Consider the following 12,922-nt stretch of genomic DNA (forward strand, 5'->3'; position numbering starts at 1 on the left):
AAATAGGAACAGAGACCGCTAGAGGAATCAGGAAAATATCAACCGGTCAACATTTGAGCTATAGCGGCATAAATCATCGCCAGATGGCAGATTCAGGAAGGAGCTATGAACCCGTGGCGATTCACTTCGACTTCGAGGGTATAGGGCAATGGAGACATACACTGTCAGTTTTTATCTCGACATCTGAGCAACTTACTGAAGGACGCGAGAAAGCGCGACAAATTAATCATGAATTGTTTTAATCGTGACCAATTTAAGCACGAGTTTTGAAAATCCCCGTGTCCTTGGTTCGATTCCGAGTCCGGGCACCACTATTCATAACCTGCTTGTTAAGAAGTGAGATTCTTAACAAGCATGGTAAAGTGCCCGAATCATCATCGTGAAAGTAGGCTGTAACTGCTACACCTTGGTTGAATATAGAGTACGAAGAAACCGAAGAATGTTAATACATCTTCGGTTTTTTTATGTCAATTCTTTGCAGATATTGGCAGTTTTTTAACGTAACTGTCGATTTCCTATTAAGGAAAACGGTAATTTACTACCTTCAATACTTAAAACATCTTAAAAACATTTTCTAACCTGAAAAAACCTCTTCCAATGCCAATCTAAGACTGTCTATATTTCCCTCAACATATTCCAGCGTGACCGCAATACTTGAATGCCCTAGCAGGGTCTGAACCACTTTCAGATTACGATCCGGTGATTTCATCATCTCAGTGGCGATCGTATGCCGGAATCGGTGTGGGCTAATCGTACAGCGACATTCGACTGAAAGCCTGCGGAAGAAAGAACGTAATGGTGGATTATCCATATTTTCAGTGACAGACTCTTTTCTCCCGTCAAACCGACTGATATTGAATAACTGATCCACCTGATTAGCCCCTTTGTCTATCGCCGCTGCAACCAACCGCTCCAGTCTCGGACGTAACACTCGGGCTATCGGTACCCGATGTTCTTTATGGTTTTTCGAGGCCTCTGACCGTAGATTTATCCATCCATCATTTAGATTGACGTCCCCCAAGCGTATATGCAGGAGTTGATTTTGTCTCATACCGGTATAACGCAATGTATCAACCACCGTGAGCCAAAACCATGCGGGCCTTAATGCAGATCGTGATTTATCCATTATTCCAACATGCTCTTCCCTTTCTCTCGCTTCCATAATCAAATAAATTTTTTTAATTTCAGATTGAGTCAGTGTTTTTTTACGTTTCACATCAGGTCTGACTATCACTCCATTAAACGGATTATGTTTGAGTTCAACAAGATCATGTAAAAGCGCATGGTTAAAAATAGCTCTCATATGCGCCACTTTATTATTCCAGGTTATTGATGAAAGTCCCTGCTCATTTAAAACATACCGTCGCCAGTTCAGAACTGTTAGCCGACTTACTTCACTGGGTAACAGATTATCACCCGTATAACGTCTGAACGAATTGATTACCTTGCGATAACTCCATTCAGTTGCAGGTCTTAATGACTTACTAAAAAAATAGTCCTGAAGAATATCATCGTAATTAGCCGGATTCATTTCTATCTCCATATAGATTTATTGAATACGTTATTAACACTCTATTTATTAGGCGACAGCCACTTACTGTCATTGGGGAAAATTCCATGAGTAAAAATAAGAGTGAGCGGGATCATATAACCGAATGATTTGATAAATCGGCCATCCTTTTTTCCGTTTTCATATTTACGGTAAATATAGATACCCTTGTCGTTACGGGAATAATGACGGTTTAGTGCCTCAAAGTTCTTCTGAATATCATTCTTATCTATTTCAGAATTAGGCTCCGCGGCTAAATAACGATAAAAACAGTCTGGCGTCTGAACAAAAACATGCTGTTTTATGATATGTACCAAACTATCCCGGGCGTTAACTGTGAGCCGGCCATCGGCCACCGAAGCAACCAGCCAATGCCAGAAAGATTCTTCCGGTATTTCAGTGTTAACCGCCCCTTCACTTTGAAGTTTGGCAGAGAGGTTGTTATTAGCAGGACTGTCTGAGACAGGAATATGTCGTGCGGAAACCACAGTAAAATTGGAAGATTGGAGGCCGCATTTTTGCCGGGCTTCGCTGACAGCAGCATGAAGTACTCCACTAGCAGCTTTATTTCCTGATAAATAAGCCAACAGCTTTTCTGTTACCTCTGACCAGCGAGGGCTCTGTCGCATTAGTGACATGAAGTTGGCAAAAGTTGCGTTGTTGGTTATTTAGGCAGCCAGCAAGTAGAATTGTTCCGCGGCTGACAATCCCTCACTTTGCGGGTGTTGATATTGCCCTTTTCGTATCATGTTGAGCAGTTCGATGCCGGCCAGGATCGTCTGTGCCTGTCGAAACGATTTGAATCCCAGCATCGGGCGTATGCGGCGTTTTATATTGCGGTGATCTTGTTCAACCAGATTATTCAGATACTTGTTCTGCCTGACAGTCATGGTTTCTTCTTCTGGTTTGTCGGCGTTGAGTGTAGTCAGCGCTGCCGTGCCAGCGCCACTTTTATCAATGGTCACTATCTCAGGTTCGCCGTGGTGTCGAATGGCCTTGCGAAAGAAGCGTAATGCCGCGGCAGCATCCCGTTTGGCGGTCAGCAGAAAGTCGATGGTTTGGCCTGAAGTATCCACCGCGCGGTAGAGATATTTCCACTGGCCTTTGATTTTGATGTAGGTTTCATCCATTCGCCACCGCCGACCTACTGTGCGCTTGTGTCGGCGAAAAGCCTTATCCAGCAAGGGAATCAGACGGATAACCCAACGATGCAGCGTTGAATGGTCAACGACAATCCCGCGCTCTGCCATTATCTCTTCCAGGTTGCGTAAACTCAGTGAGTAAGCCAAATACCAGCGGATACACTGAGCCATATATCGGCGGGATAATGTAGGCGACTGAAAGCTTTTCGGATCAGAGACATGAGTAGGTAACATCACAAAAAATAGCATGTTACCGAACAGCGCCTTAATGCGACAGAGCCGTTTCAGCTATTTGGTGATGAGTACAGCTTAAATCCATCGCCATAACTCAATGATGCCCAGCATAATCGGGCGTTTTTTGCAGCAATTGCGACGGCTGCACGCCAGTAACCCCGGCGGTTGATCAGTGAACATACCCACCGACTGAAGGGATCCTGTTTATGCTCCACGCCGATCATTACAAACCTAGCGTCCTAAACCAGCAAAGTGCGCAAATAAGCGTCACCTGCTTTCGTTATTTCCCCCAGCCGGGCCTTACCTCCACTGCTGTGCTGTGATGGTGTCAGACCCAGCCAAGCTGCAAGCTGGCCACCGTTCTTAAAATCATGTCCAGTGCCAATACTGGCGATCAACACACTTGCTGTCGTAGTATCTACCCACCTGATTTTAATCATGTTTTTTTCTGTGGCTGACCTGAGCGGCTAAGTAGGTGCCCCCTCATCCCTTCTTGAAATATTAGGGATTTGGTCCACATGTACTATTCTCACAGGAACGACAAATCGCATGCCATCAACGGATGGCAACTTGGCCCCCTAGAAAGGACTGGGGTTTCACGGGCTACTTATTTTCGCCTCAAAAAAATCTCAAAGATAGCGTGCCTTTTGCTTCTGGGAATTGTTTAAAACAGGAAAAGTCAGATGAGAAATAAAGATAATTATCGTCAAAGGATAAGTTGCTTTACGCTGATTTTAGGACTCACCTATTCATTTATCCCCCTCACTCAAGCCGCAGTAAACGATGTGAATGCCAATCAATGGCACTATGAATTTACGCCCTACATTTGGGCCACTGGCCAACGCGGTACCCTAGGCTTAGATAAAGGCCCCGGCAACGGCCAGACATTCGATCAGAGCTTCTCTGATATCTGGGATCGTATGGATATCGGGGGAATGGCTGCTTTTGAGGCTCGCTATAACCGATGGGGGTTATTGCTGGATGGCATTTATCTTAGAGTCTCTGATCATGGCGGAATTTCAGGCCCCAATGGATTAGTCAGCCTTTCTGCAAACGGCAACATTACGCAACAGCAATACTCTGCTGCAGGTTATTACCGTGCCATTGATGGTCAAACTACCGTGGATACCCTGGCAGGGCTTCGCTATAACATCGTTGGTTGGGATATAAACGCTCAACTTAATTCACCACTGTTCCCTGGTACCACTATCTCCCGGAATTTTTCAGAGCGTAAGCGCTGGGTAGATCCCTATGCTGGAGTACGGATTACACACAGTTTTGATCAGCAATGGAGTGTTGTCGGCTATGCTGATATTGGCGGTGCCAGTTCAGGGTCGAACTTGACATGGCAACTCCTTGGCGGGGTTAACTATGCCTTTCGTCCCAACGTGATTGGTAAGCTGGGTTATCGCTATGTCTCCATCAATTATCAGAACGATGGATTTATCTATGATGTGGCAACTTCAGGCTTTTATACCGGGGTCGGCGTTACTTGGTAAACACAGACAACAAAATCAATCGCAAATCACATTACCAATTGTTAGCTTTTTTAAGGATACCTCTATGAAATTAAGCAAAATTGCACAATTTACAGCCATCATCATCGCGGCTAATACCCTCAGCCTCGCTCATGCAGCTGACGATAGTGTTAATACTAACGCCGATAGCGCCCATGAGCATTTCCATCCACAAGGGAAGCCACCGTCAAAATTTACTATTGAACTGTATAACCAAGTAAAGAAATCTTTGCCTTTTGAAGACACTCGTGATTTTGAAGAGTCGCAAAAAGGACTCATTGCTAAACCCCCTTTTAAACAAATTATGGCAGACGCTGGAAATGTAGCCTGGGATATGGGTAGTTATGAGTTTCTTTTGCAAGGTAAAGATTTTACCAGTATTAACCCCTCTCTGCAGCGTCAAGCTGTGCTCAACATGGCCTATGGCCTATATGAAGTGGTTCCCGGTCGTATCTATCAGGTCCGAGGATTTGATCTGGCGAATATGACACTGATTAAAGGCGACACTGGCTGGATCATCTTTGACCCGCTGACGGCAAAAGAAACCGCAGCAGCAGCACTGGCATTTGCGAATGAGAAACTGGGCAAACGTCCTGTAGTAGCAGTGGTATTCTCCCACTCACACGTCGATCACTTTGGCGGGGTTCGTGGCGTGGTCGATGAAAAAGAGGTGCAAAGTGGCAAAGTTCCTATTATTGCCCCAGAACATTTTATGCAAGCAGCCATCTCTGAGAACGTTTTTGCCGGTAACGCCATGGCAAGACGAGTTCAGTATCAGTACGGTGTGTTACTTGATCGTAGTCCATTTGGGCATGTTGATCAGGCGATAGGTAAGAATGTCGCTAACGGTAATACCGGATTGATTGCGCCGACCCGTTTTATTACCAAAGACTTTGAAGAGTTAACAATAGATGGGGTCAAGATGGTGTTCCAGAATACCCCCGATACGGAAGCTCCAGCGGAAATGAACACCTACTTCCCTCAGTTTAAAGCTTTCTGGGCGGCAGAGAATGTCACGGGAACCATTCATAATATTTATACATTGCGCGGTGCTGAAGTTCGCAATGCCCTTAACTGGTCAAAGCAGATCAACAGCGCACTCTATAAATTCGGTGATGATGTGCAAGTCATGTTTGCCTCTCATAGCTGGCCACGCTGGGGCAATGAGCGTATCCAGGAAGTGTTGAGGGCACAGCGGGATCTCTATGCCAACATGAATAATCAGGTACTGCACTATGCCAACCAAGGTGTCACTATCAACGAAATTCAAAATGTCTACCAGGCTCCTCCCAGTTTGCAACGCCAATGGGCCGCGCGTAGCTACCATGGCTCAGAAGGTCATAATACTCGGGGTATCATCAACCGTTATCTAGGATATTGGGATGGTAACCCCGCCACACTGGTTCCCTTGTCCCCGCGTGAATCGGCACCGCTCTATGTTGAGATGATGGGAGGAGCAGCCAAGATCCTGGCTAAAGGCAAGGAGTTGAATGACCAGGGTAAATATCTGGAAACTACCGAAATACTCAATAAACTGGTTTATGCGGAACCCAAAAATCAGGAGGCCAGAAATATGCTGGCTGATGCGTTTGAACAACTTGGTTACCAGAAAGAGAGCACAGGGGTGCGCAACAGTTTCCTGCAAGCCGCGTATGAATTGCGAAGCGGTCTACCTAACGCTTTAGCTCCCAGACCAACCGGTCCCGATGTTATCAGGGCGTTACCAACAGCACTTTGGCTCGATTTTCTGGCGATCAGCATGGATAGCCCGCGGGCCGATGGTATGAGTTTTACCATCAACCTGGTCACCCCGGATAATAATGAGAAATTTCTGATAGAGATGAGCAATGCAACGCTGACAAACATTGCTAACTATCAGGCTAAAAAACCGACACTAACCATTACCGTCAACCGTTCGGATCTCAATAGTGTCATGATGGGGGCAAACACATTCGAAGCATTGGAAACGGCAGGCAAGGCCAAATTTGAGGGTGATCGTACCGCTTATGAGAAGCTCAAAAGCACTCTGGTTAAATTCACGCCAAACTTCGAAATTATGCCGGGAACGTTAAACGCTAGCCCAACGCCTGCATCAGGAAAAGCTAACAACACAGCGCCAATTTATAATGCTAAGCCATTTGAATATGTTATCTATTCTGCAGAAGAGGATTAACAATCCACAGACAGAAGCAAGAGCTCGAATGATAAAGCACTTGGGGTCTTCTGAAAAAAATCTTGCGGATCAGTGCACTCTGCGTTATTTCTTTTAAACTTAAAGTGGCGACGATTTGGCTCCCTTAGCTCGAATGGCTCTGTCGCATTAGTGACATGAAGTTGGCAAAAGTTGCGTTGTTGGTTATTTAGGCAGCCAGCAAGTAGAATTGTTCCGCGACTGACAATCCCTCACTTTGCGGGTGTTGATATTACCCTTTTCGTATCATGTTAAGCAGTTCAATGCCGGCCAGGATCGTCTGTGCCCGTCGAAACGATTTGAATCCCAGCATCGGGCGTATGCGGCGTTTTATATTGCGGTGATATTGTTCAACCAGATTATTCAGATACTTGTTCTGCCTGACAGTCATGGTTTCTTCTTCTGGTTTGTCGGCGCTGAGTGTAGTCAGCGCTGCCGTGTTAGCGCCACTTTTATCAATGCCCACTATCTCAGGTTCGCCGTGGTGTCGAATGGCCTTGCGAAAGAAGCGTAATGCCGCTGCAGCATCCCGTTTGGCGGTCAGCAGAAAGTCGATGGTTTGGCCTGAAGTATCCACCGCGCGGTAGAGATATTTCCACTGGTCTTTGATTTTGATGTAGGTTTCATCCATTCGCCACCGCCGACCTACTGTGCGCTTGTGTCGGCGAAAAGCCTTATCCAGCAAGGGAATCAGACGGATAACCCAACGATGCAGCGTTGAATGGTCAACGACAATCCCGCGCTCTGCCATTATCTCTTCCAGGTTGCGTAAACTCAGTGAGTAAGCCAAATACTAGCGGATACACTGAGCCATATATCGGCGGGATAATGTAGGCGACTGAAAGCGTTTCGGATCAGAGACATGAGTAGCTAACATCACAAAAAAATAGCATGTTACCGAACAGCGCGTTAATGCGACAGAGCCCTTCCATCACATACAGCCCCCAGTACAACCTATGCACCGGGAAGCTGTGATAGCCTTTCTTATAAGACTTTAATACACGCGGTATTTATCTGACCAGTATCCGAACTCTCCTGGGCACCGTCACTAAGAAGGCCAGCATTACTACTGCTCAAGAATATTTTCTTGTGCCCACCCTCAGGGCCTGCAGTTGAAGTCCAGTAAACTTGCTGCCAACCAGAAGAATAAGCATCAAAATCCCCCCACTCACCGTAAGCATTCCCTAAACTTCGCGTGCTAATTCCGGAAGAACTTGTTACATTCGAAACATCTGAAGCGGATGGTAACTTTAAGCCACGATTTGAACAAACACTTACTGCTGGCGCGTAGGAAGTGGTGACTTGCATATCTGTTAACCATAAGTTAAGTGTAAAGCTAAACGTGATGGGTTTTCCCTGACCACTGTTCGGAGTCCCCGTAATAGTCACCTTGTTACCGGTGCCCATTCCGGTAAACTGCACCACGCCGTCAACTACCGATGCCCACCTGGCATCTGACGTCCAGGTGAAATCTGAAGGTTTACCACCATCCAGTTTTAGCGTGAAAACCGCCCCCTCAAATCCCGTAGTAGGGAATTTTGCATCTTTCGCAAAGGTATGACCGTTTACAGAAATTTCTTTTAATATGACAGGGGCTGTAATGACATAGCCGCCGGACTCCTTCGCCGTGCTCCAGCCAGACATTTTCACCGAGGCTTTATTCCCGGTGCTCGCCGTCGTCGCCGTGTAGACAACGGTATAGGTGCCCTTCGTCGCCCCCTCCGTCCATGCACTGCCCGCCTTCAGCGTCGCATGCGCAACCCCGGTGGTCCCCGACGTGAGCTGCACCGCAGCCCCCGTCACCGCGTTATCCTGTGCATCCCTCAGCACCGCCGTCACCGTCATGTCATCGCCCGCCACGTACGATGCCCTGTTCACCGAGACCTCCGATGCAGCCTGTGCCGCGCTGCCCTGGGTAATGACATAGCCGCCGGACTCCTTCGCCGTGCTCCAGCCAGACATTTTCACCGAGGCTTTATTCCCGGTGCTCGCCGTCGTCGCCGTGTAGACAACGGTATAGGTGCCCTTCGTCGCCCCCTCCGTCCATGCACTGCCCGCCTTCAGCGTCGCATGCGCAACCCCGGTGGTCCCCGACGTGAGCTGCGCCGCAGCCCCCGTCACCGCGTTATCCTGTGCATCCTTCAGCACCGCCGTCACCGTCATGTCATCGCCCGCCACGTACGACACCCTGTTCACCGAGACCTCCGATGCAGCCTGTGCCGCGCTGCCCTGGGTAATGACATAGCCGCCGGACTCCTTCGCCGTGCTCCAGCCAGACATTTTCACCGAGGCTTTATTCCCGGTGCTCGCCGTCGTCGCCGTGTAGACAACGGTATAGGTGCCCTTCGTCGCCCCCTCCGTCCATGCACTGCCCGCCTTCAGCGTCGCATGCGCAACCCCGGTGGTCCCCGACGTGAGCTGCGCCGCAGCCCCCGTCACCGCGTTATCCTGTGCATCCTTCAGCACCGCCGTCACCGTCATGTCATCGCCCGCCACGTACGACGCCCTGTTCACCGAGACCTCCGATGCAGCCTGTGCCGCGCTGCCTGTCGTTAGTGTCACCGTTGCAGACAGGCTGCCCAGCGGAGTACCGTTGTACTGCGGCACAATCATGTAAACGCCCGCACGCGCCCCCTTCAGGGTCGCCGTGTATCGTCCGGCCTGCTCCTCAGTGATATCGCTGAGAGTAACCGGTGCAGTGCTGCGGGCCCTGACGTTATTCTGGCTCAACGCCAGGGACAGTGTGTCCTTCACACCCGTCACCGGCAGGCCGTCTTTACTGTCCAGCGTGATGGTCAGGGCGGCAGTGGCCACGTTATCTGCCGGAATGGTATCCGGTGACGCGCTGAATGATGAGTGCTCCACATCCGGCGCGTTATCGCTGATAACTACCTTCGCGACAGGCAGACTGACGCCCTGTACCACCGGCGTGAGAGAAAGTGCTGTCGGCTGCATACCGGCAGTAACCGTCAGCTCTGCCACGCCAGCCTCTTTACTGACAAGGGCGGATACGCTGGCATCTGCCACATTACCCACCTTCATTTCAACGTCACTGACGGGGATGTTAACGGGATGTCCGTTCGTATCTTTCACGCTCAGGGTCAGGGTCTGTGTGCTCCTGCCGTTGGCAAGGAGCGCGGTTGAGGTTGGAGTGAATGTACTCTGCACAGCGCTAACCTGCGGAGCCTGTACCGTCACCTGAGTTTCAGCCTGACTTGAGCGGTTTCCCTTCCTGTCCACCGCCACACCTTTCACGGTATAGCTGTTGACATCAGAACGGTAAACCGGCATCACCACCGTCCAGTCCTCACCGCTCTGCACGATTTTACCTCCTGCAGCGATGAAGGGCGAAGCAGACCAGTCAATGCGCTCCAGCCCGTATTTGCTGTTGACGGATACCCCCAGAGACTTCTGCTCCCCGGTATAGCCCGTCACCAGGTCAGCCGTCTTCAGGCGTATGACCTCTTTCTTACGGTATTCCAAAACGATATTGTTGTTGCGCTCAACCAGGTCATAACGACTCCCCGCCAGGCTCCGCATTGCCGCCACCGCATCAGGATTAAGCTGTTGTTGCCACGGCATGCCCAACTGATAGTTTATTTCTACCCCGAACCGGGTGTCATTCTCACTCGATTTTCCCTGCCGTTGCTCCGCACTTAGCGTAATTAATGGCACCGGTGTGTAGGTTATCCCTGCCGTAATAGCATAGGGGTCACGCTGGCGATGGTCTTTGCCAAACAGCCCAACCTCCTGACCGTAATATTGCTCATAGGTCAGCTTGCCGCCCAACTGCGGTAGCGCGGGTAACCATGTCTCCGCACGAATGTCCCAGCCGTTGGCCGGGCGCTCTTCATAATCGGTAACATCCGGCGAATTCTTCCAGTTGCTCAGACGTTGGTACCCATTTACGCCCAATTTCAGAAAGTCACGCCAGTACTCAACGCCCATCCCCATACGGGCGTGGTCACGCGACAGGTCATAGTCCAAAAACGTATTCCCACCCAACATCCATGTGTCAGTGAACCAACGATATCCCATCCCCAGATTTGACTGAGTGCGGTCATCAGTACGGTGTAGACTACTTTGCGTAAAAACAAGACTGTCCTTTTGTTCATACAAAGGGACAAGCAAGTCAAATTGAGAGTTCTTAAGTGAGAAGTTTTTGCTGACGTCCAGTTGCACTCGAGCCGTTCCAAATCGACTCAGCCATGATTGGATTTCACTACCAGCTGCGCCTGTCGCCATTCCTCTCGCCATCGATGCCGCGGCATCACCGTTTGGATTATGGCTTAGGAAACTTCCAGCCTGCGAAGCTATTCCGGCCAGTTTTTGTGCTGGCACGTCGCTGTGCTCAGTGCCAAATGACTCCGCCGAACCACTTTTATGTCCATCCCATATGACGTCGGGTAATGGGGCGTAAGGGACATCCAGCTCATCTCCGGGTTGCAGGTGGTCAAAACCGTGCGAAAAAGTACGTAGCTGATTCAGTTGGCGCAACGTTAATAACGTTATATTGTACTTTTTTGCTACCGACTCAATGTTTTCTCCTGATGACAGGGTATATACCTGTGTTCGCATTGTTGTAAGGTCATTCGTATTTGCCAGAAAATGCTTGTCGCTGCCTGCCCCTGCCATCATAGGGGTGAATACTCCAGCCAGTGGGAAAGCAATTTGAGTGACGATATTCAACCATGCCAAAAGTTTGATGTGGTGTGGGTATTTAGTCGCGTGCCCATTATGCTGGGTATGAATAGAGTTTGAATCCATTATATTGCTTCGCTCTATCGTTATGTCATGAGTGAAATAACTCGAACCTAATCGAGGGTGTGATTTTATTTTTGGGATGGGTAACTGATATTATTTGAACGCACAATTACGCCAGTATTAAGCGACTGTAACCGAAATATTAATCCATACTGAAAGCATGTATATATCGTGAACCAGAATATGGCGTTTTAAAATACTCCATGTTATTAGCGAATAATTGTGAGTCTGTATTACCTGCTTTATTTGGGCGTCATTTCCCATACAGCCATAACAGCAATGTATCCCGCATCTCCTGCAAACTTATTTTTGCATCAATGACGACCGTATTAGTTCCAACTGTTTGTTGGCGAACCAAGGGCGTCATTTCATCCACCAAAAGCAGAGTGGGAAAACTCAACTGATAAAACTCGTTTTGCAGCCACTGAAGACTGCGGGCAATATCAATCGGAGAGCAGCCTGTCAGTGCGATAGCGTAATAAGTCGCGTGTTCCACACGGTAATGGGCAAAGTCACAGGATAAAGTCACGATGTCCCAATCGGCCTCAGGAAGCAGTGTCATGAGGCCAGTTGAAAAAAAAGGCGAAACAGAGAACAACCTGATCAACGGTGATGGTGTATTGCAATGAAGTGAGGGAAACATGGGTTGTCTGGCTCCATAATATAAAACCTGCACCTGATACAAATGCAATGTAGCCCAAAAAAATAACGCGGGGATAATCACACGTAATTATTGGGAAGTAGTTAGTCACGAGAACGAACTAATTAAAGCACAAACACAATTAATCAGCAAAAACGATCAATTAAGCCTTATTGATCGTTTTTAGCATTCATTACTGGCTAATTGATCGGCGGATTCGATCAAAATTATTCTGAGTAACTAGGAAAATTCTTAATTTTCATTAGGAAAGCAGAATTCATCAAAAATAAATAAAAACAACGATATATCTGTAAGTTGGCTGATACCACTCTCATATAGAAATAAACAATTACAATTGGTGACTCTTAATTACTTATTGGCGCGGCAGTAATTGGAGACCAAAAATCCAACCAATAAATAATAGTATTTATCCAAGCCTTGTTTACTTGCTGTTTAAATAAAAAAATATTCTAATGATATTATATTTTTTTATAAAAATTCCGTCCATTACATGAAGCCAATAAGGATAAATAAAAATATTTACCGAAATTCGACAGTTTCTGGTACCCACTATTTCTCTATTGTCCACTTTTGCAATATTACCTTCTCATGCAGTCGTGGCTAAATCTCAGCAATACATTTGTAGCGGCTCTCATAGTGATGCGGTGGGCTCAGGTCTGTGGGATGGTATTCTTAATGCTAATAGTGAAGCTGATGCGGCCAGCCAAGCAAAAGTTAAATTCATGCCACCAGGTCGTGGCGCATGGGTTAAGGTATTCTTTTGCAGAGTCTTGTAAGGTTTATTAGTAATTAAAAAATAAATACCTCGTTCGTGAAGTCAGCCCCATGGTCTGGCATAGGCTAAGAATCGCTGCGGATACTTCA

The 12,922-nt window shown here is 47.8% G+C and carries 7 protein-coding genes and 2 pseudogenes; 2 read left to right on the forward strand and 7 right to left on the reverse strand.

Features of this window, described 5'->3' with window-relative positions; translation table 11 throughout:
• Positions 1-574 precede the first annotated feature (574 nt).
• The 4 genes and pseudogenes from AT01_RS08785 to AT01_RS08800 all read right to left on the reverse strand — a co-directional run.
• A complete protein-coding gene (locus AT01_RS08785) occupies positions 575-1,531 on the reverse strand; it encodes a tyrosine-type recombinase/integrase (RefSeq protein WP_042546868.1) in 957 nt (318 codons plus the stop codon).
• 41 nt (positions 1,532-1,572) lie between these two features.
• Positions 1,573-2,136 carry a conjugal transfer nickase/helicase domain-containing protein gene (locus AT01_RS08790; RefSeq protein ID WP_235427257.1) on the reverse strand — a complete coding sequence of 188 codons (564 nt, stop codon included), beginning with the start codon at positions 2,134-2,136 and terminating at the stop codon, positions 1,573-1,575.
• An 81-nt stretch (positions 2,137-2,217) separates the two neighbouring features.
• Positions 2,218-2,912 (reverse strand): IS6 family transposase gene (locus AT01_RS08795; protein WP_235427259.1). Its coding sequence is split into 2 segments (ribosomal slippage): positions 2,218-2,861 and positions 2,861-2,912, totalling 696 coding nucleotides; the frame shifts between segments, so codons are not numbered across the junction.
• 63 nt (positions 2,913-2,975) lie between these two features.
• Positions 2,976-3,347: pseudogene (locus AT01_RS08800) on the reverse strand (transposase); the annotation flags it as partial.
• A gap of 261 nt (positions 3,348-3,608) precedes the next feature.
• On the opposite strand from AT01_RS08800, the gene AT01_RS08805 reads away from it, so the two are divergent.
• Both AT01_RS08805 and AT01_RS08810 read left to right on the forward strand, forming a co-directional pair.
• A complete protein-coding gene (locus tag AT01_RS08805) occupies positions 3,609-4,424 on the forward strand; it encodes an outer membrane protein (RefSeq protein WP_042546869.1) in 816 nt (271 codons plus the stop codon).
• A gap of 64 nt (positions 4,425-4,488) precedes the next feature.
• A complete protein-coding gene (locus AT01_RS08810; RefSeq protein WP_082039575.1) occupies positions 4,489-6,615 on the forward strand; it encodes an alkyl/aryl-sulfatase in 2,127 nt (708 codons plus the stop codon).
• 187 nt (positions 6,616-6,802) lie between these two features.
• On the opposite strand, the pseudogene AT01_RS08815 reads toward AT01_RS08810, so the two are convergent.
• The 3 genes and pseudogenes from AT01_RS08815 to AT01_RS08825 form a co-directional block, all read right to left on the reverse strand.
• Positions 6,803-7,497: pseudogene (locus AT01_RS08815) on the reverse strand (IS6 family transposase).
• 120 nt (positions 7,498-7,617) lie between these two features.
• Positions 7,618-11,400, reverse strand: coding sequence for an inverse autotransporter beta domain-containing protein (locus AT01_RS21685; protein ID WP_052489959.1), 3,783 nt, complete (start codon positions 11,398-11,400; stop codon positions 7,618-7,620).
• Between the two features lie 250 nt (positions 11,401-11,650).
• Positions 11,651-11,959, reverse strand: a complete 309-nt coding sequence (locus AT01_RS08825; RefSeq protein WP_042546870.1) for a hypothetical protein — start codon at positions 11,957-11,959, stop codon at positions 11,651-11,653.
• Between the last annotated feature and the right edge of the window lie 963 nt (positions 11,960-12,922).

Origin of the sequence: Yersinia aldovae 670-83, from assembly GCF_000834395.1 — a bacterium.
Classification (GTDB): Bacteria; Pseudomonadota; Gammaproteobacteria; order Enterobacterales; family Enterobacteriaceae; genus Yersinia; species Yersinia aldovae.